The 22,534-nt window shown below is 74.8% G+C and carries 20 protein-coding genes and 1 pseudogene; 9 read left to right on the top strand and 12 right to left on the bottom strand.

Annotated features, from left to right (window positions below; genetic code table 11):
* Positions 1-3: 3 nt before the first annotated feature.
* Positions 4-414, bottom strand: a complete 411-nt coding sequence (locus tag AB0M03_RS12385) for a hypothetical protein (RefSeq protein WP_363491331.1) — start codon at positions 412-414, stop codon at positions 4-6.
* 228 nt (positions 415-642) lie between these two features.
* On the opposite strand from AB0M03_RS12385, the gene AB0M03_RS12380 reads away from it, so the two are divergent.
* Positions 643-1,497 carry an S-methyl-5'-thioadenosine phosphorylase gene (locus AB0M03_RS12380; RefSeq protein WP_363491329.1) on the top strand — a complete coding sequence of 285 codons (855 nt, stop codon included), beginning with the start codon at positions 643-645 and terminating at the stop codon, positions 1,495-1,497.
* On the opposite strand, the gene AB0M03_RS12375 is transcribed toward AB0M03_RS12380, so the two are convergent.
* Both AB0M03_RS12375 and AB0M03_RS12370 read right to left on the bottom strand, forming a co-directional pair.
* Entirely contained in the window at positions 1,463-1,897 is a 435-nt protein-coding gene (locus tag AB0M03_RS12375; protein ID WP_363491327.1) for a hypothetical protein, read from the bottom strand. The two genes, AB0M03_RS12380 and AB0M03_RS12375, sit on opposite strands and share 35 nt — an antisense overlap.
* Positions 1,897-2,979: a molybdopterin-dependent oxidoreductase gene (locus tag AB0M03_RS12370; RefSeq protein WP_363491410.1), complete on the bottom strand. Its 1,083-nt coding sequence runs from the start codon at positions 2,977-2,979 to the stop codon at positions 1,897-1,899. The genes AB0M03_RS12375 and AB0M03_RS12370 overlap by 1 nt, the downstream gene beginning before the upstream one ends.
* Before the next feature lie 206 nt (positions 2,980-3,185).
* Between AB0M03_RS12370 and AB0M03_RS12365 the strand changes: the two genes are divergently transcribed.
* A complete protein-coding gene (locus tag AB0M03_RS12365; protein ID WP_363491325.1) occupies positions 3,186-4,580 on the top strand; it encodes a hypothetical protein in 1,395 nt (464 codons plus the stop codon).
* 23 nt (positions 4,581-4,603) lie between these two features.
* Here AB0M03_RS12365 and AB0M03_RS12360 read toward each other — a convergent pair whose 3' ends face one another.
* The 9 genes and pseudogenes from AB0M03_RS12360 to AB0M03_RS12320 all read right to left on the bottom strand — a co-directional run bounded on the left by AB0M03_RS12360 (position 4,604) and on the right by AB0M03_RS12320 (position 14,347).
* Positions 4,604-5,314 (bottom strand): class I SAM-dependent methyltransferase, encoded by a 711-nt coding sequence (locus AB0M03_RS12360; RefSeq protein ID WP_363491323.1) that lies wholly within the window; start codon positions 5,312-5,314, stop codon positions 4,604-4,606.
* Positions 5,311-6,000: a DUF2064 domain-containing protein gene (locus tag AB0M03_RS12355; protein ID WP_363491409.1), complete on the bottom strand. Its 690-nt coding sequence runs from the start codon at positions 5,998-6,000 to the stop codon at positions 5,311-5,313. The genes AB0M03_RS12360 and AB0M03_RS12355 overlap by 4 nt, the downstream gene beginning before the upstream one ends.
* Positions 5,974-6,651, bottom strand: a pseudogene (locus AB0M03_RS12350) (glycosyltransferase family 2 protein); the annotation flags it as partial. The gene AB0M03_RS12355 and the pseudogene AB0M03_RS12350, both read right to left, overlap by 27 nt.
* Positions 6,652-6,752: 101 nt before the next feature.
* A complete protein-coding gene (locus AB0M03_RS12345) occupies positions 6,753-7,808 on the bottom strand; it encodes an NAD-dependent epimerase/dehydratase family protein (protein ID WP_363491321.1) in 1,056 nt (351 codons plus the stop codon).
* A gap of 157 nt (positions 7,809-7,965) precedes the next feature.
* Positions 7,966-8,799 carry a PIG-L family deacetylase gene (locus AB0M03_RS12340; protein ID WP_363491319.1) on the bottom strand — a complete coding sequence of 278 codons (834 nt, stop codon included), beginning with the start codon at positions 8,797-8,799 and terminating at the stop codon, positions 7,966-7,968.
* 323 nt (positions 8,800-9,122) lie between these two features.
* Entirely contained in the window at positions 9,123-9,380 is a 258-nt protein-coding gene (locus tag AB0M03_RS12335; protein ID WP_363491317.1) for a hypothetical protein, read from the bottom strand.
* A gap of 70 nt (positions 9,381-9,450) precedes the next feature.
* Positions 9,451-12,117, bottom strand: coding sequence for a hypothetical protein (locus AB0M03_RS12330; protein ID WP_363491315.1), 2,667 nt, complete (start codon positions 12,115-12,117; stop codon positions 9,451-9,453).
* 132 nt (positions 12,118-12,249) lie between these two features.
* A complete protein-coding gene (locus AB0M03_RS12325) occupies positions 12,250-13,311 on the bottom strand; it encodes an ATP-grasp domain-containing protein (protein WP_363491313.1) in 1,062 nt (353 codons plus the stop codon).
* 133 nt (positions 13,312-13,444) lie between these two features.
* A complete protein-coding gene (locus AB0M03_RS12320) occupies positions 13,445-14,347 on the bottom strand; it encodes a LysR family transcriptional regulator (protein WP_363491311.1) in 903 nt (300 codons plus the stop codon).
* Positions 14,348-14,891: 544 nt separating this feature from the next.
* Between AB0M03_RS12320 and AB0M03_RS12315 the strand changes: the two genes are divergently transcribed.
* The 7 genes from AB0M03_RS12315 (at position 14,892) to AB0M03_RS12285 (ending at position 22,188) form a co-directional block, all read left to right on the top strand.
* Complete coding sequence (locus AB0M03_RS12315) at positions 14,892-15,710, top strand: helix-turn-helix domain-containing protein (protein ID WP_363491309.1); 819 nt, start codon at positions 14,892-14,894, stop codon at positions 15,708-15,710.
* A gap of 297 nt (positions 15,711-16,007) precedes the next feature.
* Positions 16,008-16,646: a DUF4142 domain-containing protein gene (locus tag AB0M03_RS12310; RefSeq protein WP_363491307.1), complete on the top strand. Its 639-nt coding sequence runs from the start codon at positions 16,008-16,010 to the stop codon at positions 16,644-16,646.
* A 66-nt stretch (positions 16,647-16,712) separates the two neighbouring features.
* On the top strand, positions 16,713-18,107 hold the full coding sequence (locus tag AB0M03_RS12305; protein ID WP_363491305.1) for a DUF1996 domain-containing protein: 1,395 nt from the start codon (positions 16,713-16,715) through the stop codon (positions 18,105-18,107).
* A gap of 238 nt (positions 18,108-18,345) precedes the next feature.
* The gene (locus tag AB0M03_RS12300) at positions 18,346-19,116 is read left to right on the top strand and encodes a hypothetical protein (protein ID WP_363491303.1); all 771 of its coding nucleotides are present in this window, start codon (positions 18,346-18,348) and stop codon (positions 19,114-19,116) included.
* Positions 19,113-20,549, top strand: a complete 1,437-nt coding sequence (locus AB0M03_RS12295; protein WP_363491301.1) for an NADH-ubiquinone oxidoreductase-F iron-sulfur binding region domain-containing protein — start codon at positions 19,113-19,115, stop codon at positions 20,547-20,549. Before AB0M03_RS12300 ends, AB0M03_RS12295 begins: the two co-directional genes overlap by 4 nt.
* Before the next feature lie 149 nt (positions 20,550-20,698).
* Positions 20,699-21,712 carry an SCO0930 family lipoprotein gene (locus AB0M03_RS12290; RefSeq protein ID WP_363491299.1) on the top strand — a complete coding sequence of 338 codons (1,014 nt, stop codon included), beginning with the start codon at positions 20,699-20,701 and terminating at the stop codon, positions 21,710-21,712.
* Positions 21,709-22,188, top strand: coding sequence for a hypothetical protein (locus AB0M03_RS12285; protein WP_363491297.1), 480 nt, complete (start codon positions 21,709-21,711; stop codon positions 22,186-22,188). The genes AB0M03_RS12290 and AB0M03_RS12285 overlap by 4 nt, the downstream gene beginning before the upstream one ends.
* Positions 22,189-22,534 lie beyond the last annotated feature (346 nt).

The raw sequence follows: 22,534 nt of genomic DNA, 5'->3' as shown, positions 1-22,534 counted from the left end.
CCCTCACGGCACCCGGCGGCCGCTGCGGGTCGGCGGCACGTGGCCGGTGCTCCACCCGGGGTGGGCGTCCGCGAAGGCGTCGACCTGCCGGATCGCGCCGACGAGGTCGTCGCCGAGCCGCAGGTGCTCGCGGTACCGGAGGGCGAGCCGGGCCAGGTCGCCCAGCCGGTCCTCGGACCAGGCGTGCCCGGCGGCCTTCCGGAGCCGGACCAGGTCGTCGTGCTCGGCGAGGGCGCGCCGGCGATCGTCGTCGAGGAGCAGCTGCCACCGGTGCCGGTCGCCGTCGCCGGCGGGCACCGGGCCGAGAGCTCGGCGGAGTTCGGCGATGCGGGCGGCCGCCGCGGCCCGGAGGCCGGCCGCGAGCAGATCGGCCTGCCGGAGAACCGGCTTCGAGTCGATGATCGGCGGGTTCATCCGGTCACCGTACTGGCGCCGCCGCGAATGACCGGCGATCGCCGCGGAGTTCGGCCCGGAGTGTCGCCGGGACGGCCCAACGGGCCGCCCCGGCGGCGATCCCGGGGGCCGTGTCCCGGAGCGGGCCCCGGCCGGGCCGACGTTCGCGGATCGTAAGGTCGCGCACCGCCGCCCGGCGCGGTCTCCGCTCCTACAGTGGCGGCACGGCGACCGGGAAGGACGAATCGCGTGACGGACATTCAGGAACGGCCCACGGCCGAGATCGGTGTGATCGGCGGCTCCGGGCTCTACGAACTGCTGGCGGACGTGACCGAGGTGCGCGTGGCCACACCCTACGGAGAGCCGAGCGACGTGTTGTCGGTGGGCGAGGTGGCGGGCCGGCGGGTCGCCTTCCTGCCGCGGCACGGGCGCGGCCACCGGGTGCCGCCGCACCGGATCAACTACCGGGCGAACGTGTGGGCGCTGCACTCGCTGGGAGTGCGGCAGGTCCTGGGGCCGTGCGCAGTGGGCGGGCTGCGGCCCGAGCTCGGCCCCGGGACGCTGCTGGTGCCGGACCAGTTCGTGGACCGGACCTCCGGCCGGGTGCAGACCTACTACGACGGGCAGCCGCTGCCGGACGGTTCGGTGCCGCACGTGGTGCACGTGTCCCCGGCGGACCCGTACTGCCCGCACGGGCGCCGTTCGGCCCTGGCGGCCGCGGCCGGTGCGGCCTGGGACACGGTGGACGGCGGAACGACGGTGGTGGTCGAGGGCCCGCGCTTCTCCACCCGGGCCGAGTCGCGCTGGTACTCCGCCAACGGCTGGTCGGTGGTCGGCATGACCGGCCACCCCGAGGCGGTCCTCGCCCGCGAACTCGGCCTGTGTTACACCTCGATCGCCCTGGTCACCGACCTCGACGCGGGTGTGGAGAGCGGTGAGGGCGTCACCCACACCGAGGTGCTCGCGGAGTTCGCACGGAACGTGGAGCGGCTGCGGACGGTGCTCTTCAAGGCGGTCGAGCTGCTGCCGGTCGAGCGCGCGTGCCCGTGCGCCCACGCGCTCGACGGCCTCACGACCGGTCTTCCCGGCGTGCCGGGCGCCTGACCGGGCGGGTCCTGCGCCGCCACCGCCGCACCAGCCCGACGGCCAGGGCGAGCACCGCGGTGGCGGCCAGCACCAGCAGCCAGTTGCGCAGGTAGGGCAGCGGCAGCACGGACGGATTGCCGTGGTCGTCGTCGGCGCGCAGCACGGCCGGCAGGCCCACGGCCGTGACCGCCGCCGCCACGACCAGCCAGCCGCGCAGCACGGGACCGCGGGCCGCGTACGCGCCGACGAGGCAGAGCAACGGAACCCACAGCCCGTCGTGCAGCAGGAGACCGCCGACCGCCCACACCAGGACGTCCACCGGCGCCGTGATGTAAGGGTCGTTCAGCAGCCCGTACACGCCGTAGCCGATCAGCGCCAGACCGGCGACGAGGACGGTGCCCCGGAGCCAGGCAGCCATCAGATCACCTCGATCCGGACGACCCACTTGGTCTGCAGCACGCCCGGCCGGTTCGGTGCGACGATCCGTGCCGGGAAGCCGTGGTCCGGGTTCAGGGTCTCGCCGTTGACCCGCAGCGCGAGCAGGGTGAGCGGGTCGCGGGCGTACTGCGCGGGCATCTCCATGATCCGGTACGGGCCGTCGGCCTCCAGCGAGGTGACGCGGACGGCGGAGCCGGGGGGCGCGCCGGCCCGCGCGAGCAGATCGGTGATCCGCACCCCGCGCCAGCGGGCGGTCGCACTCCAGCCCTCCACACAGGAGATCGGCAGGACGGCCTCGTGCTGGGGGAGTCGGCGCAGGTCGGCGAGGGTGAGCCGGTAGGGCCGCGGGCCGACGACCTCCAGCCGCCAGTCGGCGGGGACGCTCACGGTGCCGGCCTGGGCGGCGGTGCGGTTGACCGGCAGGCCCTGGCTGCCGGTGCCCGGACGGCGCGGGGCCAGCAGGTCGAGCCGTTGCAGCCAGGGCACGGTCTGCCCGGCGGTGGTCAGGGTGACCGCTCCCGTGGCCGCGGTCACCGAGACCAGGAAGGCGCGGCGGCCGGGCACCGGCACCCGGGGCCGGCGCCAGTTCCGGGCGATCAGCGGAGCCTTGGCGGCGATGTGGACGAGCAGCCCTCCGGTCGCCAGCCAGCCCAGCCAGAAGTGCGTCTGGCGGAACGGGAACGGCCACGGGTACCACTGGAGGGTGTTCAGCAGGCCGGTGAACAACTCCAGCAGCACCGCGGCGACCAGCACCGCGATGCCGAGCCGCTCCAGTGCGTGGAGCACGCTGCGGGCCGGCGGCCACTCGAACAGCCGTGGGTAGACCGTCCAGAGCTTGGCCCCGAGGAGGGGGATCGCGGCGATGCCGCTGATCACGTGCAGGCCCTGGGTGACGCGGTAGCCGTTCACCGGACGTGCCGGCAGCAGGCCGGACAGCCAGGCCGGCGGCTCCTGGAGCAGATGGCTGAGGAGCCCGGTCAGGAAGCACACCAGCACCGCCGCGCCCAGCCACCGGCCGAGGACGACCGTGGTGCGCGGCTCGTGCAGCGGCGACGGGAACACGCCGGACCGGAAGGGGCCGCGGCGCAGCGAGGCCGGAGGCGGCGGCAGGGCGGGATCGAAACGGCGGCGGACGCCGGAGGGCTTGGATTCCACCTCTCCATGGAAGCGCTCCGGGCCGTCCGCGAGGAGGTGCGACGTGCTTACGGAATCCGAACGGCGGCGTCGCCACGGCCGGCACGCGGGCCGCCGGCTGGCAGGGTGGGCCCGTGACGACCCGGACCCGACTGCCCTGCGTGCTCGCCCTGACCACCCTGGTGGCGGCCCTGGCCCTGACCGTGACCGTCGGTGGAACCCTCGGCGACCGCACGCCGCTGTACGGCTGGTACGCGCTCGACGCCGCGCTGTTCGCGCTCGCCCTGGTGCTGCTGCGGCGGGTGCCGGTCCGTCGTGCGGCACCGCTGGTCCTGGCGGGGAGCATCCTCGTCGCCGCGGTGGGGCTGCTCGCACCGCCGCGCACCAGCGACGACGCCTACCGGTACGTGTGGGACGGGCGGGTCCAGGCGGCAGGGATCTCGCCCTATGCGCACACGCCGGACGACCCGGCACTCGTCCGGCTGCGCGACGGAGGCCTCTTCCCCGCGGAGGACGGCTGCAGGGGCTGGGACGAACGGCGGACGGCGGACGGGGACTGCACCCGGATCAACCGGCCCGCCGTGCACACCGCCTACCCGCCGGTCGCCGAAGCGTGGTTCCTCGCGGTGCACCCGTTCGGCGGCGGGGTGCGCGGGGTGCAAGCGGCAGGTGCGCTGCTGGCGGTCGCCACCACCGGTGTGCTGCTGACGAACGGTCGGGGGAGCCGCCGGGCGGCGCTGTGGGGATGGTGCCCCGGCGTCACGGTGTGGGCGGTCAACGATGCGCACGTCGACACGCTCGGGGCCCTGCTGACGGTCGCGGCCCTGGGCCGTGCCGCCTGCGGGCGTCCGGTGAGCGGCGGAGTGCTGAGCGGCGCGGCCGTCGCCGCCAAGCTGCTGCCGTCGCTCGCCCTGCCGGGCGCCCTGTCCGGGCTGCTGTCCGGGCGTCCGGCCAGGAGGGAACTCGTCCTTGCGGGCGCGGCCGCCGGAGCCTTCGCACTGGCGTACCTGCCGTACGCGGCCGTCTCGGGCGCGGCGGTCCTGGGATACCTGCCCGGGTACCTGCAGGAGGAGGGGTACGGAGGGGAACGGCTCGGCCGGTTCGGGCTCCTGCGCCTGGTCCTGCCGGACGGCTGGGCGCCGTGGGCGGCGGGGCTGCTCCTGGCGGCGGTCGTGCTGCAGGTGCTGCGGTGGGGCGACCCCCGGCGTCCGTGGCGCGGTGCGCTGCTGGTGACCGGGACGGCCCTGCTGCTCGTCGCGCCGGCCTACCCCTGGTACGGGCTGCTCGTGGTCGCGCTGGTGGCGCTCGACGGCCGGTGGGAATGGCTTGCGGTCCCGGCCGCCGGCCAGGTGCTCTACCTGGCCGGCGGCGAGACGGTCCAGCAGGTCGCCTACGGGGCGGCGCTGGTGTGTGTGCTCGTGGTGCCGCTGCGGCGTCGACTCCTCCGGCGGCCGCCAAAGGAGTCGACGCCGCGGGGCGCGGGCGACGGTCCCGCCGGCCGGTCCCGTGCGGCGCCGGAACGTCGTTGACGCACGTCCGACGGCCCGTCGGATCAGCCGCCTGCGGGGCCCCCGGGCGTCGCACGGGCCACCTGCCGGCCGGTGCCCTGTGACGAGCGGAGCGCGAGGAACCGGCGGCCGTGCGAGGTCCAGCGCTCCGCCTCCGCCAGGCCGACCCTGCGGGCCCGGTGGACGGCCGCCGCCGCACCGAGGCGGGCCCAGGTGAACGGCGGGCCCAGCCGGCCGTCCGCTCCTTCGACCCGGACGGTCGTCCGCTCGTCGACCTCGTCGGGCTCGACCTCGACCAGCAGGGTGCCGCCGGGGGCGAGGAGTTCGGCGCTGCGGCGGAGGACGGCATCCGGGTCGCCGCCGATGCCCAGGTTGCCGTCGGCGAGCAGCACACCGCCCCAACGGCCCTCGCCGGGCAGCCGGTCGAAGAGCGAGCGGCGCAGGGCGAGGCCCCCGATGCGCCGGGTCCGGGCCACGGCCGCGGCGGTGATGTCGACCCCGAGGGCGGGCACCCCGAGAGCCAGGAGGGCCACCACGAGCCGGCCCGGCCCGCAGCCGACGTCCAGGACCGGTGCGGACAACCGGCTGCATCGGAACAGCAGGTCGTGGTCGGCCCCGGCGGCGGGTGCGCACCAGCGCTCGATGTCCAGCACGATGCGGCTGCCCTCCGGTCGGCGCAGCCACAGCGGGCCGCGTCCGGCGTGCACGGCGCTGCTGAACGGGTCGTCCACCCACGGAACGGCGGGGGCGGTCACCCGGTCGTCCCCGGGGCCGCGGTGAACGAGCGCAGGCACGCGGCGAACCGGCCGGCCGGCGCCTCGGCGGCGGCCAGGCGGACGTCCCGGTGGGTGTCCACATCGGTCATCGACGGCAGGTGCCGGACCGTCAGACCGGCGGCGGTCAGCCGTTCGAGCAGCGCGCCGCCCGTTCCGGCGGTCGACATCGGTACGCCGAGCAGCAACTGCCGGGCCAGCCCTGCGGTGGGGCGGGCCAGTCCGAGTGCCCAGAAGCCGCCGTCGGTGGCCGGCCCGTACCAGGCGTCGACCCCGGAGCGTCCGACGGCGGACAGGGGTGCGGACAGCGTGTCGGCCCGCAGGTGCGGGGTGTCCATGCCGACCAGCAGCGCCGGCGCACCGGGCGCCAGCCGTTCGGCGTGCGCGAAGGCGTCCGCCAGGCGCTCGTCCAGGCCTCCGCCGCACTGCGGAACCACCTGCCAGCCCGGCGGCAGCCAGTCGCCCGGCGGGCCGTCGAGCACCACCACGCGGCGGCCCGCGGGGACGGTGGAAAGGGTGCGCAGGGTGTCGGTGAGGGCGGCCTCGGCCAGTGCGGCGGCCTGCTCGGGCGTCCAGGGCGGTGTGAGCCGGGTCTTCACCCGGCCCGGGACCGGCGCCTTGGCGATCACCAGCAGGGTGGGAGGGGGAGCCGCCAGGACCGCCCGCATGTCCCGGACGGCCCGCACGGTGCCCCGCACCGTGCCGGTGACCTTGGAACGGCCGGCGCGGGGCAGGTAGTCCACCGGCGTTTCGGCGATCCGCATGCCGGCCGCGGCGGCGGTGAGCACCATCTCCAGCGGGTAGCCCGAGCGCCGGTCGCCGAGTCCCAGGGCGAGCAGCCGCTCCCGGCGGGCGGCGCGCATGGGGCCGAGGTCGTTCAGCCGGGCGCCGGTGCGGGCCCTCAGGCGGCCGGCCAGGACGGCGTTGGCCAGGCGGGCGTGCACCGGCCACGCCCGTGGCGAGGACGGGCGGCGGCGGCCCAGGACCAGATCCGCCGCGTCGAGGAGCACCGGGCCTGTGACCCGGGGGAGTTGGGCGGGGTCCAGGGAGCCGTCGCAGTCCATGAAGCAGACCACGTCGGCGGTGGCGCTCAGCAGCCCGGTGTGGCAGGCGGCGCCGAAGCCGCGCCGGGGCTCGGTGACCACCGTCGCGCCGAGCGAACGGGCCAGTTCGGCGGAGCCGTCGCGGGAGCCGTTGTCGACGACGATCGCCCGCCAGCCGGCCGGGACACGGCCGAGCACCCACGGCAGGGCGGCCGCCTCGTCGAGGCAGGGGAGGACGACGTCGACGTCCGTCGCGAAGGAAGGCGGAGGGGTCACACGGGCCACGCTAACCGTGCCGGGCGGGCCGGCGGCGCACTCCACGCCTTACGAAAGTCCAACGCCGCGAGGCCGGTGCGGTGCTGTGCCCCACCCGGTGCTCACGCCCGTTGCGGCGCCGCCGCGAACTCCACCATGCCCTCGTCGAAGGGCACCTCGGGTCGCCAGCCGAGCTCGCTGCGGATCCGGGACGAGTCCGCGGTGATGTGCCGGACGTCGCCGAGGCGGTACCGGCCCGTCACCACCGGGGCGGGGCCCCCGCAGGCGGCCGACAGCGCCTCGGCCATCCCGCCGACCGTACGCACCTCGCCGCTGCCCACGTTGTACGCCCGGGAGGCGCCGTCCGGGCAGACGCCGATGCCCGCCAGGGCGGCGAGGTTGGCGGCCGCCACGTCCCCGACGTGGACGAAGTCGCGGCGCTGACCCCCGTCCTCGAACACCCGCGGTGCCTCGCCCCGGGCCAGCGCCGAGCGGAACAGCGAGGCCACCCCGGAGTAGGGCGTGTCGCGCGGCATTCCCGGGCCGTAGACGTTGTGGTAACGGAGGGTCATGACCCGCCCGCCGCAGGCGCGGGACCACGCCGAGGCGAGGTGCTCCTGGGCGAGCTTGGTGGCGGCGTACACGTTGCGGGGATCCGCCGGGGCGTCCTCCGTCACCGAACCGGGCCGCAGGGCCTCGCCGCACACCGGACACGGCGGCTCGAAACGCCCGGCGGCCAGGTCCTCCGGACGCCGTGGACCGGGTGCGACGTCCCCGTGCGCCGGGCATGCGTACCGGCCCTCGCCGTACACCACCATGGAGCCGGCCAGCACCAGGTCCCGCACACCCGCGCCGGCCATGGCCGACAGCAGGACCGCCGTGCCGAGGTCGTTGCAGCCCACGTAGTCCGGTGCGTCGCGGAGGTCGAGCCCGAGACCCACCATCGCCGCCTGGTGGCAGACCGCGTCCACCCCCGCCAGGGCCTGCTCCACCGTGTGCGCGTCGCGCACGTCCCCCTGCCGGAATTCCACGCCGGCCGGCAGGTCGGGCACGGTACCCGGAGGGTGGACCGCCTCCAGCAGGGCGTCCAGCACCCGGACCTCGTGGCCCGCCGCCGCGGCCGAACGCACGACCGCCGAACCGATGAACCCGGCACCGCCGGTGACCAGAATCCTCATGCCCGGCGACGCTACCCGCCGGACCGGGCCCCGGGCCGGTACCGGGCGGCGCGTCACGCTTCGGTAAGGCACGCGGCGGGCCCTGGGCCGACGGCCCGGCCGTGACCGGACCGCTCCTCCGGGCCCGGTCACGGCGGCGTCCGCGGCGCCCCGAGGGTCAGCGCAGTCCGGCGAAGAGGTCGTTCTCGGGCACGGCCGCGCCGGTGGTGTCCTGGACCCGTACGAAGGTCTCCACGCCCATCAGTTCGGTGAACCGCTCCTTGCCCATCTTCAGGAAGAAGATGTTCTCGCCCTGACTGGCGTGCGCGGCCAGCGCGTCGAACTTCTGGCCGCCGAACTCGGTGGTGTCCACCCAGGTGGTGATCTCCTCGTCGGGCAGGCCGATCTCGGCCAGCGCGGCGGCCTCCTCCGGATCCGGCTCCTCCCAGTCCGCGCCGAACTCGCGCATGACCTCGCCGAACCGCTGCATCTGCGAGTGCGGCGCCGTCGTCCAGTACACCTTCGGTGTCATCCCGGTCATCGCCAGCGCCGCCATCGTGATGCGGTTCGCCTGGATGTGGTCGGGGTGGCCGTAGAACCCGTTCTCGTCGTAGGTCACGACCACGTCGGGCCGGTAGCGCTGCAGCAGTTCGGCGAGGCGGGCGGCGCCCTCCTCCACGGGTGTCCGCCAGAACGAACCGGGTGCGTCGTTGGCCGGCCAGCCCATCATCCCGGAGTCGGCGTACTCCAGGAGCTCCAGGTGATCGATCCCCAGGACGTCGCAGCTGGCCTCGAGTTCCCGACGGCGCATCGCGGCCACGGCCGCCGGATCGTGCCCGGGATCGCCCGGCTTGGCACCCCCCGGTCCGTCACCGCAACCGCCGTCGGTACACGTGACGAGGACCGTGCGGATGCCCTCCGTCGCGTACCGGGCGAGGACACCCCCCGTCCCGGTGGCCTCGTCGTCGGGATGGGCGTGCACCGCCATCAGCGTCAAGGGCCGCTCAAGCATGATCATCCTCCGGTCTCATATGTACTTCGGGCCCAGTCTGCGCCAGGCGGGCAGGCGACCGCCCCGCAATATCGGGTTGACCGGGAGCGCGGGGGAGCGGCCCGCCGTTCGACGGGTGGTGTTTTCGGCCGGTCGGTGGATGTCCGAGGTCCCGCCGGAATGGTCCTATGATCAGGCAGAGCGGCAAGGAGGTCTGACGGTGCGTCGCCTGAGCTCCCTGACCGTACCCGAGCCGGCCGACGGCACGGTGGTGCTCCGCCGGCCCGAGGTCGCGGACGCCGCGGCCGTTCTCGCCGGCACCCGCGACCCGCTGGTCCGCGAGTTCATGCAAGGGGTGATCCCCCCGCCGGCCACATGGGGGAGAACTGCCGGACCAGCCGGGGATCCCGCTCGTGGCCGGGGAGGACGTGGAAACCACCGCCACGGGCGGAGCCGCCGGTGATCACCCAGAAGTCCCAGATGTCCAGGTCCTCACCGCGGGTGTAGTCGATCTCGAACGGCGCCATCGCCTCCTCGACCGCTGCCTCCACCCGTCCGGCCTCCTGTGCCGGCAGACAGACCGTGATGCTCATCCCCGCCATGGAGGACATCAGATCACCCCGGCACCCGGCGTGACCAGAGGATATTCCCTCCACCGCGTGGAGCGGCCGCTCACCGCAGGCGCCGGAGGCCGTCGCGGAGGCGGCGTGCGTCGCGCAGGCGCTGCTCGTAGCCCGCGCCGAGGGTCAGCAGGAGCAGGCCGGCCACGGCCAGCGGGACCCAGCGCGGCAGCAGCCCGAGCACCTGGACCACGGTGGGCGCCAGTTCGTGTCCCGCCGTCACCAGCAGTGCGCCGCCGCCCAGGACGAGCGGCGCCTGCAGCCGGAACCGCACGCCGAGCACGGTCACCCCGAGCGCGGCGGCGCCCAGCAGCAGCGGACGGAGCCAGTGCCCGTCCGATCCCAGTGCCAGGACGCTCGGCGTGAGGGCGAGACCCAGGCCGGGGCCGTACGCCGACCAGGAGGACAGCGCCGCGTCACGGCGGTACCGCAGGTGCCCGACCGCCAGCGCCGCAGCGGCCGCGCCCAGGGTGTACGCCTCGGGCGTGACCACCTCCCAGAGCGCCAGCCGCACCCAGGACGAGGCCAGCAGCAGAAGGGTCGCCGCGATCCCGGCCGGCACCCGCCGGCCGGGGCGCAGCGCGACCGCCGCGGCCCCCACGCCGGCCGCCGCCAGTCCGAACGCCAGCACCCCCGGGTAAGCGGCCGTCAGCCCGAGCGCCACCGCGGCCAGCGCGTACCCGGTGCCCTCCACCGTCCGGGCCACCTGCCGGAGCCCCGCCGCAGCACCAGGAGCGGCCTCGACCGCACCAGCCCGGCGGGCGAGCAGGGCGGCCACCGGCGCGGTGGCCGCTGCGACGCCCAGGATCGCGAGCGCGACGGACGGCTGCGTCAGGCCGGCCGTGTCGCCGATCGCCGCGGCCTCGACGCCGAGGGCGAGTACGGCAACGGCTGCCGCCGCCGCGGCTGCCTGCCCGGTGGGGCCACCACGGGTGACGGCACGCCGGGCGGCCACTGCCGCGAGCGCCGCGCAGGCACCGAGGGCGGTGATCGTGGCGGCCCGGTCCGCCGACGCCCAGGCCAGCGCCAGCCCGGCCGTGACCACGAGTCCGGCCCATGCCGCCGTCCGCAGCGGCCGCACCCAGACCACTGCGGCAGCCGCCGCGGCGAGCAGCAGTGCCCAGCCCACCGAGGCCCCGTACGGCAGTCCGACGGCAGGCGCCGCCAGGGCCACCACCGGGAGACCCGTCACCACGGCGCCGGTCGCAGGGACCTCCGCCGGCAGCCGGACGGCCTTCAGCGCAGCCACCGCACCCAGTGGCACGGCGACCAGCGCGAGCCCGACCAGCGCCGGGCCCGGCACCTGCCACTGCGCCTGCGGGCCCCAGCCGGACCCGTCGCCCTGCCCCCAGACGGTGGCGGCGTGACCCAGCGGCGCCAGCGCAGCGGTCAGCACCTGCGGCACCGCCCCCAGCGAGGCCGCCCCGAGCACCGCGGCCGCCGCGCACAGGACACCCGTCCGGGCCGTCCGCACGACCGACTCCGAAGTCGCCTCCGGCACCGCATCCGTGCCGGCCTCGGCCTCCGCCGCCTGCCCGGCCTCCGTCCGGTGCCGCAGCAGTACGCCCATGCCGACCACTAGCAGCATCGCCGGCAGCCCGTACGCCACCGCCGCCCAGTCCCACGGCAGCAGCGGGCGCAGCGTTCCGCCGGCCGCGGCGAGCACCGCCACGCCCGCGCCGGCCGCCAGCAACTGCCGCGCCCCGCGGGGCAGGATCGGCAGCCGGAGCGCCGCCCCCGTCCCGAGGGCCGCCAGCACACCCAGCGGCCCCCAGGCCGCAACGGCCTCCGCGAACCCGTGGGAGGTCGCCGACCCGAGCACCGCGACGGCCCCGCCGAGCAGTGCCCACACCGCCGCGTAGCCCGCCCCGGCCTGCCGGAACCTCACCCCGCCGACGGGCCGCCCCGCCGCATGCCGCTCCGCACGCACCAGCAGCACCACGTCCAGGACCGTCGCCCCGACCATCGCCGCCGCGTACGCCTCGACCTGTTCCACCTCGGCCGCAGCCAGGGCCAGCAGCACGGGCACCCGCGTCAGCAGGAAGCCCGCCGCGAGCGGGAACCGCAGCTGCTGCGCCCGGCCGTAGGCCAGGCACCCGGCGGCGAGCAGCGCGGTGGCACCGGCCCAGTAGGCGAACCCGCCGATGCCGTCGAGCCCCGCGAGGCCGGCGGCTCTGGCCGCGTAGCAGTCCAGCACCAGGAAGCCGATTCCGACGGCGGCCGCCGCCTCCGCGGTCGCGGTGAGCCGGCGGCGGCGCAGCGGGGACGGAAGGAACAGGGCGACGGCCGTGAGGGCGAACAGGACGGCGCTGCGGCCGCCGATGCCCAGCCGGCCCCAGCTGACCACGGTGAACACCAGCGCGGCGACGCTCACCAGCAGTCCGCCGAGCACCAGCAGGACGGTCTGCGCCGACCGGCCGGAGACCTCGGCCGGCCCGCCGGCGCCGACGGCTGTAGGCACTGCGGGAGGTGGCGCTCCCCACACCGGGGCGGTGTCGGGGGCGTCCCGGCGGGCGCGCAGCCCGGCGAGCAGGTGGTCCCGGTGCCGCACCATCGCCGCGCGCTGCTCGTCCAGCCCGCGCAGCGCCATGACGACCTGCCAGAGCGCGGCGGCGTCGGCGCCGGTGAGCGGCAGCCGGCAGTGCGGGCACCGCGCGTGCGGGCCGGTGCCGAGGTCGGCGCCGCAGTCGGGGCAGGGAGCGGTGTGGGGGCTCGTCATGCGCAGAGTGTGCAGGGTCGGCCTGCCCGCGTACATGAGTACGGCGACTCATCTCCGAGAAGTACCGGTACCCCGGTACGGCCTGCACCACCGCTCCGGCGCGGCACGCGTCCGCCGCCGTGGCCGTGGACCTCAACCCGGGCCCACCGCAGTCCACCTGGGCGGGCACCCGGGCCCGGAGACGGCGACGGCCTGCTCGACCACCGCGAGCCGGCCCCCGAGCCTCGGCTCGGGCAGCGGGCCCGGGTCCCCGTACAGCAGCATCCGTACGGCTGCCCACGGGAGGTTCACCCCGGTCATGCGGGTCTGGTGGATGCCTGCCGCCGCCCTGGCGTTGACCTCCAGCAGCACCGGCCGCCCCTGCCAGTAGCGGAATTGGACGTTGGACAGGTACGACAGGCGGAAGTGTCCGACGATCCGCCGGGCGAGTTCGGCCACCTCGGGGTCGTCCACCAGCGTCCGGACCCTCCCCGACTTGGCCCTGGCGATCGCGCTCACCAGGGTGCCCGCCGCGTCGGACAGGCAGTCGACGCTGATCTCCGGCCCCTCCAGGTACGGCATCACGATCAGCTCGGGAACGGGATCGCCCCTGTCCAGGGCGCGCTGCAGTGCCCCCGCGACCGCGGCGACCGATGCCGTGGGCCGCGGCAGGCGGTCGAAGTCCGAGACCTCCAGCGGGGAGTCGTCCAGGAGCCGGAAGCCGTAGGCGGAGTACTCGCCCGACGGTTTGACGCACAGGGCGCTGCCCGTTGCGGCGAACTCCCCGACGGCCTTCCGCAGTCCGTCGGCGTCGGACACCGCCCGCCACGGGGCGGTCGGCACCCCGGAGTGCTCGGCCGCCGCGTACGTCCGGCTCTTGTCGGTCACCGTGCGGAGGGTCTCGGCGGGTGCGCACATGACCGCCGTGCCGACCGCCGCGAACGCCTCCGCCCGGTCGGCGAGCGCCACCAGCCGCGAGGACGGCATCAGGACGTCGATCCGGTGCCGCCGGCAGAAGTCGACGGCGAAGCCGAAGAAGGACTCGTCCTCGACCGGCTCGGGACCCGCCGTGTCACAGGCCGTGAACGCCACTGCCTCCCGGTCCGGATGGGTTCCGTAGACGCGGACGCGGGCGTGGTCCGGGTTGTCCCGCAGCATCGGGATCAGGTGCACCCGCGCGGGCCAGATCCTGTTGAACCAGATGCGCACGTCCACCGTCCGACCTCGCTTCCGGTGCACCCGGGAGGACCGTCCTCGTGCAGCCCTGCGGCCCGCAGTCCGCCGGCTGCCGCAGTTCCATCCTGTCACCGTTCTCCGGCGGTGGCCCGACCGCCGCCGGCCCCGGCCGTCACGCCGCCGCGCCCACCCGGGCGACCTCCCGCAGCAGGGGGAGGAGCAGCTGCTCGTACGCCGTCAGCGGGCGGGCCAGGGTCCAGTTGGCCATCACGGTGCGGCGCTCGGGCGCCGGGTGGACCTCGAGTTCGGCCAGCACGCCGTGGCGGAGTTCGAGCCGGACGCAACGGCGCGCCACCAGCCCCACCCCCAGGCCGATCCGCACCGCCTCCTTGATGCCCTCGGTGCCCCACAGGTCGAGGGTCTCGGCGCCGGCCAGCTCCCAGCCGTGCAGGAGGTCGGTGAGCTGGCGGCGGGTCTGCGAGCCGTCCTCGCGCAGCAGGAAGGTCTCGCCCGCGAGGTCGGCGGGGGCGACCTTGCGGCCCGCCAGCGGGTGGTCGGGCGGGCAGATCAGCAGCATGTCCTCGCCGGCCAGCCGTTCCGAGCGGTACCGGCCGGGCGGCAGCGGGCCGCCGCTCAGCCCGATGCCCGTCCGGCCCTCCTCCAGCGCCTCGGCGAGCCGGTCGGCGGAGGTGACGGCGAGGCTGAACTGGGCGGAGGGCTCCCGGCGCCGCAGCTCCTGCAGGACGGCCGGCAGGAAGTGTCCGCCGATGGTGCCGGTGCTGCCGATGACCAGCGGTTCGGTGCGCAGCAGGGCCGCGGCGTGGACGGCCTTGACGGCCCGGTCGGCCAGGGCGAGCACCTCCTTGGTCTGCGCGAGCAGGACCTCGCCGGCCAGGGTCGGGCGTATCTTCGGGCCGGACCGGTCGACCAGTTGGGTCCGCAGGGCTATCTCCAGGCTCTGCACCTGCTTCGAGACGGACGACTGGCTGAGGAACAGTACCTGGCTCGCGGCCGAGAATCCTCCGCATTCGATGACCTTTGCGAAAATCGCCAGTTGATTGAGATTCAGTCGCATCGTGGCCTCGCTCGCGTCCGGAGGGTGTGGGACACAGGGGTCGGCGCGGCGCCCCGCGGCGCGGCCGGTACGGCAATGTACCGTGCACCGGCCCCGCACCACAGCGTCGGTCCACCTGGGGATTTGCTGAAAGCGGGCCCGGGAGCGCTCCCATCCTCCCTGTCCCGCACGTGTGTTGACGGTCCTTCGGGTGGCTGCCCGGCGGTGGCTGCGGGAGCGTCTCCGCCCCGAGCGTCGGCCCCGGGCCGGGAGGGCCCGGAGGCGAGCGGGCGAGTTACAGCCCTCCGGCGGATGGTAAAGGATTGGCAAAGCCGCGGGACGAAACCTCGGTTCCGGCCTCTTTTCCCGGTGACCGGCCCGCCCGTGGCCGGCAGTTCCCCGGGAGGTGTTCCGTGCGTCCTTGTCCCAGTGGCCGCCCGGCATTGCAGTCGCCGTCCGCCCTTTCCGAGCGGACGCCCCCGGCGGGCCGCGGCGCCGCCCGAGCCGCCAAGTCCGGTGCCCCTCCCCGGCGGTGCTGTCCCGATGCGCAGCGGAGGGAGCCGCTGTGGATGCGCTGACCCTGCCCGGCGGGGGCCGCAGCGGACCCAGTGGCCGCAGCGGACACAGCGGGCCCGGCACCCGCGGCACCCGCCGCGAACCGGTGCGGCGCCGGCCCGCCGAGCCCGCCGACCTGGCGGCGCTGCGGGCCGGTCAGGGAACGGTCCAGGCGGTGGCGCTCTCCACGGTGCCGGGGCCGCCCCCGCCCGGGCTGTCCGCCGTGAAGGTGGTCGCCTACCTCCACGGGCCGGAACCGTACCTGCTGATCCCCGACCCCGCCCCCGGGATGCAGCACACGCTCGCCCGCTGGCTCCGCGGCAGGTCGGCGGTGGTGGGCCCGGTGGTGTCGCGGGCCGACGCCGGCGCCTCGCTGCGCTGGGCCCGCACCCTGCTGGCGGTGACGCCCCAGTGGCCGGGCACCACCGGGGAACTCCTCTTCGTCGAGGACCACCTGGCGAAGGTGATGCTCTTCCAGGACCCGCTGCTGGCCGGCCGCCTGTCGGCCAAGTGGCTCGGCAGACTGAGGGACATGACGCCGCGCCAGCGCGACCGGATGGAGCAGACCCTGCTCGCCTGGCTGGAGGGCGGAGGTGCGGCGGAGGCGGCCGTCCTGCTGCGCATCCACCCCAACACCGTCCGGTACCGGCTCCGCAAGCTGGAGCGGATCTTCGGCAGCAGCCTGCGCACCGCGCAGGCCCGGTTCGAGATCCTGCTGGCACTGAAGATCCACGGCATGGCGGCCGAGTGCGCCCGGCTGCGCCGCCGGGCGGAGGAACTGCCCCCGGCCTCCGAGCCCCGGCAGGACGTCCGGCGCAGCGGCGCGTGAGCCGTACCCCGTCCTGACCGTCCCCCGATTCCCGTGACCTTCGACCGGGACGTGCGACCACCGAGTCTGTCCATTTCCGACGAATTCTCCGACGGAACATCCCGCGGCCCGTAGTGTGTCGGTGCGGCCGCCGGGAATCCGTTCGGAGGATTTCCGCCGGCGGGCCGGTGCGCTCGTTTCGCCCCCGGCGTGATGAGGAAGCCGATGTCATCTTCGAGGAAGAAGCGCGGACGTGGAACATTCCCCTACGGCATTCCCAAAGTGAGCCGATTTCCGCGGTCCTTCGCCACTCTTCTCGTGATTCTTGCCATGATGTCGACGGCGGCGGCGCTGCTGGTCCCCGTCGTGCGGTCCGCGGGCTCGTACCGCAGCCCGCAGGCGGGGGAGGCGTCGCCGGGGACGGTTCAGACGCCGACCGGGCCGCTGACCCCGCTCGACCGGGACTTCGTCAAACGGGTCCGGCTGGCGGGGCTGTGGGAGCTCCCAGCAGGCCGGATGGCCCTCGACAAGGGCGGCACCCCCGAGGTCAAGACCGCCGGCGAGCACCTGATCTCCGGGCACACCGATCTCGACCGGGCCGTGCTGGAGGCGGCCGCGACCCTGAACCTGGGCGTCCCCGAGGAGCCCTCCGACCAGCAGAAGGCCTGGCTGAAACAGCTGGACGCCGCCCAGGGGGAGGAGTTCGACCGGCTCTTCGCCAATATCCTGCGCAATGCCCACGGCCAGGTGTTCGCCGTTGTCGCCCAGGTGCGCGCCGGCACCCAGAATTCCACCGTCCGGAATCTCGCGACCATGACGAATTCCACGGTGCTGGACCACATCACGGTCCTGGAGGACACCGGGCTGGTGAATTACGGCGCCCTTTCCGGCCCGCCGGGAGGCTCGTCCTCGCCGTCCGCGAGGACCGCCCCGGCACCCGCGGGGACGCAGCGCTAGACACATGCAGCAACAAGGCTGTCCACGCCTGTCCGACAGGCCCGATCCCGTTTCGAGGGTACGAACATGAGGATTCACAAACGTGATGCGGCGGGGCGGAGAATGCTCGCCCTGCTGCTGGCCGGGGTGCTGGCCGTCGGCGGCGCGTCGGTGCTCGCCGCGGCGGCGTTCGCCGGGCAGCGTCCGTGGCGCTCGCAGCCGGCCGCCGCCCAGATGGGCACCGTCGCCTGCGCGGACGTCGGCGCGAGCCTCGACTCCGTCCCGGACGACGCCAAGGCGGACGTCGACCGCGGCCTCGCCGAGCTCGACGTGCAGGTGGCGGACGCGTACCAGAGCCTCGCGGAGTCCGGCGCCGGCGGCGGTGAGAAGAGCGTCATGAGCGACCTGGCGGCGAAGCGCACCGCGACCCTGCAGAAGCTCGCGGCGAGCGCCGGGCCGGACTCCGGTCTGCCCAAGGACGTCGCCGGACTGGCGAACTGCTCGATCCGGCGCGACCTGGTGGTCGACGCGTCCGCCCGGGACTACACCCCGGAGGCCGTGAACGCGGCCGAGCGCAGCAAGGCCCCGACCGCGCAGAAGTCGCAGAAGTCCGGCCTGGGACGCGGCTTCGTCGACATCAGGTCCGTCTCCCCGAACAACCCCAAGCCCGCCCGGACGGGCCCGGCCACCGGCAGCTTCACCTCCCGGTGCGGCCGCAACGAGAACCGCCACCTCAACCCCGACAACGTGATCGTGGCCCCCGGCGTCAGCAACGGCGCCCACCACATGCACGACTACGTCGGGAACCGCATCACCGACGGCTTCTCCTCCAACGGCAAGCTCGCCGGCGCCGGCACCACCTGCTCCAACGGGGACCAGTCGGCCTACTACTGGCCGGTGCTGCGGCTCCTCGACGGCAGCAACGACAAGGACCTCAAGGCCCCGGGCGGCGGAAAGGACCGCAACGTGGGGCGCATCCTGCAGCCGGCCGAGGCCGGCATCACCTACAACTCGCCCAACGGGGCCAAGGTCCAGCCGATGACCCGCTTCCTGCGGATCATCACCGGCGACGCCAAGGCCCTCACCAACGGGCCCGACAACGCCCACGCCTCGTGGAGCTGCACCGGGTTCGAGGACCGGCAGCTCGCCGACAAGTACCCGATCTGCCCGAACGGCAGCCGGGTCGTGCGGACGCTGAAGTTCCCCGACTGCTGGGACGGCAAGAACATCGACAGCGCCAACCACCGCACCCACACCGCCTTCTCCAAGAACGGCAGCTGCCCGAGGAACTTCCGGGTGATCCCCCAGCTGGTGCAGCGCATCACCTACGACGTGCCGTCCGGGGTGAAGTTCGCCGTCGACAGCTTCCCCGAGCAGCTCCACAACCCGATCACCGACCACGGTGACTTCATCAACGTGATGAACCGCAACCTGCTGGACCAGATGGTCAGCTGCATCAACGAGGGTCGTCGCTGCGGATGACCCGCAGGGCCGCGGCCGGGACGCACCCGGGCGGCCCGGGCCGCCGGTACCCGCGCGGCCCGCCCGGGGACGCCGGGCGCCCCATTCGAGCGGAGCAAGGACGAGGCCGGAGGGCTCAGGCATGTTGACAGGGCAAGGACGCCGATCCTGGCATTCGGCCGCGGGGCCGGCGCGAGCGGGCCGGGCACACCGGGCGGCCGGAGCACGCCGGACGGACCGCACGGACCGCACCGTCGAGATGGAGCGGATCGGCCGGACCGGCCCCGCCGCACCGGCGCCCGAGGTGACCGTCGTGGGCCGGCCCGAGGAGGCGGGCCGGACCCCGCGCTCGCCGTGGTCGCTCCTGCCATGGCTGGCGATGGGCCTGGGCCTGGCGGCCGTGGTCCTCAACGGCGCACTGCAGGCGTTCCTCGGGGTGGCCGCCGGGGTCCTCGCCCTGGTGTCCTTCTCCTCCGCCGTCCTGTGGGGGCTCACGGCGACCGACCGGCTGCTGCTCTACCCCGTCCACCGCCTGGCCGCCCAGGCGATCCACCGGGCGATGGGCATCAGCGGTGTGGTCTTCCTCGTCCTGCACGTGTGGATGAACCTGATCCAGGACCACATCGGCGCGCTGGCGGCCTTCGTGCCGTTCACCGACCCCGATCGGCCGGTGCTCCTCGGCCTCGGCGTGGTCGCCGGGTACCTGCTCCTGGCGGTGGCCCTCGCCGGGGCGGCCCGCGGGCTGCTCGCCCGCACCGGCGAGGCCCGCAGGTGGCGGATCGTCCACATCCTCGCCTATCCGGCCTGGGGAGCCGCACTCGTCCACGGACTGAACGCGAGCCGGGTGCCCGCCCCCTGGGTGACCGTCCTCTACAGCGCCGCCGTGGTGGGCGTGGTCGTCGTGCTCGGGCTGCGGATGGCCTTCCAGGACCGCGGCCCGGCCCGCCGTCCCGCCGCCCCCGTCCGGCCCGAGGCGCCCGGTCGGCCGACGGTCGGCGCGGGCACCGGACGGCGGCGGCAGGACGGATGAGCGGCGCACCGATCGCCTGGCTCGGCCGGCCCGTCCTGTTCGCGGGCCTGGAACAGACCGAGCGGCTGGACTACCGCGAGCACCTGCTCGTCCACGGCCGGCCGGCCGCGATGGCGGCCGACGAACTGGCAGACCTGGCCGAGAACGTCAACCTGCGCGGCCGGGGCGGAGCCGGCTTCCCGTTCGCGAGGAAGGTCCGGGCCGTCGTCAAGTCGGCCGCCCGCCGCCGCACCCGCCCGGTCGTGGTGGTCAACGGAACGGAAGGAGAACCGAGTTGCCTGAAAGACGCCGCACTCCTGCTGCGGACCCCCCACCTCGTCATGGACGGTGCGCTGCTGGCGGCCGAGGCACTGGACGCCGAACAGGTGGTGCTCGGAGTCACCCGCGCCGACACCGAGCAGTCGCTGCGCCAGGCACTGGCCGAGCGGCGCGGGACGCGGGTGCCGGTCTCCGTCGCCCGACTGCCCGAGCGGTTCGTCTCGGGGGAGGGGAGCTCACTGGCCCGCGGCATCACCAGCGGGATCGCCCTCCCGCGCGGCGGCGGCGTGCGGACCAGCGACAGCGGTGTCGGGGGCCTGCCGACCCTGCTGTCCAACGCCGAGACGTACGCGCAGCTCGCGGTCGCGGCCCGGCTGGGGGCACTGCCGTACCGGGAGGTCGGCCTCCCGGCGGAGCCGGGGACGGTCCTGCTGACCCTGGCCGGCTCCCAGGTCGTGGAGACACCCACCGGTGTCCCGCTCGCCGAACTGCTCGGAATGTTCGGCATGGACATCGGGCAGGGCGTCCTGACCGGCGGTTACCACGGCACCTGGCTGACCCCCGAGGCCGCCGGCAAGGCCCTGGTGTCGCGCCAGTCCATGCAGGCCCTCGGCGGGGCGCTGGGCGCCGGCGCGATCCTCCCCCTGCCGCACACCACCTGCCCGCTGGGCGAGGCGCTCCGCGTCGCCCGCTGGATGGCCGACGAAACGGCCGGCCAGTGCGGCCCCTGCTACCTCGGCCTCCCCGCCGTGGTCAAGGCCCTGGAAGCAGTGGTCCGGGGCGGCGGCCGGGCCGCCCTGGACGTGCTCGAGACCCGGATGCGGGCGGTCAAGGGACGGGGCGCGTGCAGCCACCCCGACGCCGCCGCCCGGTTCGTGATCTCGGCCCTGGAGGTCTTCGACGAGGACCTGCAGATGCACTCGTACCAGTACGGCTGCGGCCGGACCGTCCAGGACGTGCTCCCGATGCCGGTCGTGGAGAGCGCCGGAAGCATCGTCGTGGACTGGACGCTCTGCGAGGCCCACGGGCTGTGCACCAGCGTCCTCCCCGAGGTCATCAGCCTGGAGGCGGACGGCTTCCCCGCCGCCGGCGTCATGCCCGTCCCGCCGCAGCTGCTCCAGCAGGCCGCCCGCGCGGTCGACCGGTGCCCCGCACTGGCGCTGCGCATCCAGTGAGCGCCGCCCGGCCACCGGCCGGCCGCTCCACCGACCACCCGACCGACCACTCGGCCGACAGCCGTGCCCTGCGCCCGGCGGGCCGCCCGACCTGACCCCGCAATTCCCCCGAAAGACCAGGCACCACCGATGGAAAGGCAAGGACGATCTTGACGACGAAACGATACGGACTCGTGGCGGTCTGCCTCCTGCTGGCCGGCCTCGTCCTCATGGCGGCCTTCGGGAGCGCCAACAGCAGTGCCAGTCCGTCCAACGCGAAGGCCGACTCCCAGGCGGCCGGTGGGACGCCGGCCCCGGCCGGCGGGTACGGCGTCTACGGCGACGCCGCGCCCTCCGCGGGCGCCGGCAGCGGCAAGGCGGCCGGCCAGCTGGCCGTCCGCCAGGACGAGAAGCTCGGCGCCGTCCTGACGGACAGCGAGGGCTTCACCCTCTACCGGTTCGACAAGGACACCGCCAAGCCGCCGGCGTCCAACTGCTCCGGCACCTGCGCCACGACCTGGCCGCCGGTCGTCAACGACGGCAACACCACGGCCGGCGAAGGCATCGACTCGGGGAAGCTCGGCGTGATCACCCGCGCCGACGGCAAGCGCCAGCTGACGGTGGGCGGCTGGCCGGCCTACCGCTACGCGCAGGACAAGGCGCCCGGTGACACCAACGGCGAGGGCGTGGGCGGTACGTGGCACGCCCTGGCGCCGGACGGGTCGAAGGCCAAGGCAGGCGGCGCCGGCACCCCGGCGACCACCGCGCCCACGGCGCAGCCCACCGAGAAGCAGGAGCAGACCCAGCAGCAGCCCCCGGCGGGCCTGCAGATCTCCGTCTTCGTCCACCCGGAGCTCGGCCCGATCATGGTGGACGCCAACGGCCGTACCCTCTACCACTTCGGCAAGGACACCGCCTGGCCGATGAAGTCCAACTGCGTGGGGGAGTGCCTCAAGACCTGGACGCCGGCGCCCCCGGTGGACCCCAAGAAGATCAAGGGCGTGGACCCGAAGCTGGTCGGCAAGATGCAGCGGCCGGACGGCAGCTGGCAGCTGAGCATCAACTGCACGCCCGCGTACCTCTACACGGGCGACCAGGGCTACGGTGACGCCCTCGGCAACGGCATGGGCAACGGGATGTGGACGGCCATCAACCCGCAGGGCAAGGCGGCGACCGGCAAGTGAGGGCGCTGAGCGCCTCCCTCGCACCGCCGGGGGGCGACCGTACCGTCCGCACCGCGCTCAAGTGGTCCGCGCTGGTCGTCCTGCTCCTCCTGGGGGTCGCCGAACTCCTCTGGGGGGCAGGCGGGATGGCCGGCCCGTCGCAGGCGGCGGAGCGCCCGGACAGCCACCGCTCGGTGGAGGACCTGGCCCGCCGGATCGGCTGCAAGGCCGAGATCACCACCGACGCGGCCGACCTCCGGCAGGGCCTGTGCACCTCCGGTGGGGAAGAGGTGTGGATCGCCACCTTCCCGACCGCACGCGCCCAGGACGCCTGGACCACGGAGGCCGAGGCCTACGGCGGGTCGTACCTGGTGGGCGACAGGTGGGTGGTCGTGCTGTCCGACACCACGGCGGACACCATGCACGGGCTGCTCGGCGGACAGATCGTCGGCGGGGCCGACCACACCGGCGCGCACATGCAACCCGGCAGCGGGTGAACGATCCCGACAACCGACAAGAACGATCCCGACAACCGACAACAGGGCGAGGGTTCCCGCCGGCACCGGCCGGCGGGAACCCTCGCCCTGTTGCCGCTCTCCGCCGCCGCACGGTGCCTGACCGTGGCGAAAAGGCATGTGACGGACCGTCAGCTTGCCATGAAATCGCGCTCGCCGAGACGCGCAACCATGCCAATGCTGTATCAACTGTTTTGAAATTGATGGGCCTTCGTACTTGACGTGGCCTTGCCAGGGTGTCGACGGGCGCCGCAGCCGGCCGTCAGGGCGGCTGCGGCACGGCCTGCGCGCCGCTTCGCCGCAATGCACGCGGTTTCAACACATTCGG

This window comes from Kitasatospora sp. NPDC051914 (assembly GCF_040680995.1).
Lineage (GTDB): Bacteria > Actinomycetota > Actinomycetes > Streptomycetales > Streptomycetaceae > Kitasatospora.
The sequence above is the reverse complement of the archived record's forward strand: the minus strand, read 5'-3'. Positions and strand labels throughout refer to the sequence as shown.

Excerpts from the sequence above, each read along its gene's own strand:
- AB0M03_RS12385 (WP_363491331.1), bottom strand. The coding sequence starts at position 414 with ATGAACCCGCCGATCATCGACTCGAAGCCGGTTCTCCGGCAGGCCGAT.
- AB0M03_RS12375 (WP_363491327.1), bottom strand. The coding sequence starts at position 1,897 with ATGGCTGCCTGGCTCCGGGGCACCGTCCTCGTCGCCGGTCTGGCGCTG.
- AB0M03_RS12355 (WP_363491409.1), bottom strand. The coding sequence starts at position 6,000 with ATGCGGGCGGTCCTGGCGGCTCCCCCTCCCACCCTGCTGGTGATCGCC.
- AB0M03_RS12345 (WP_363491321.1), bottom strand. The coding sequence starts at position 7,808 with ATGAGGATTCTGGTCACCGGCGGTGCCGGGTTCATCGGTTCGGCGGTC.
- AB0M03_RS12340 (WP_363491319.1), bottom strand. The coding sequence starts at position 8,799 with ATGCTTGAGCGGCCCTTGACGCTGATGGCGGTGCACGCCCATCCCGAC.
- AB0M03_RS12335 (WP_363491317.1), bottom strand. The coding sequence starts at position 9,380 with ATGGCGGGGATGAGCATCACGGTCTGTCTGCCGGCACAGGAGGCCGGA.
- AB0M03_RS12330 (WP_363491315.1), bottom strand. The coding sequence starts at position 12,117 with ATGACGAGCCCCCACACCGCTCCCTGCCCCGACTGCGGCGCCGACCTC.
- AB0M03_RS12320 (WP_363491311.1), bottom strand. The coding sequence starts at position 14,347 with ATGCGACTGAATCTCAATCAACTGGCGATTTTCGCAAAGGTCATCGAA.
- AB0M03_RS12305 (WP_363491305.1), top strand. The coding sequence starts at position 16,713 with ATGAGGATTCACAAACGTGATGCGGCGGGGCGGAGAATGCTCGCCCTG.
- AB0M03_RS12300 (WP_363491303.1), top strand. The coding sequence starts at position 18,346 with ATGGAGCGGATCGGCCGGACCGGCCCCGCCGCACCGGCGCCCGAGGTG.
- AB0M03_RS12295 (WP_363491301.1), top strand. The coding sequence starts at position 19,113 with ATGAGCGGCGCACCGATCGCCTGGCTCGGCCGGCCCGTCCTGTTCGCG.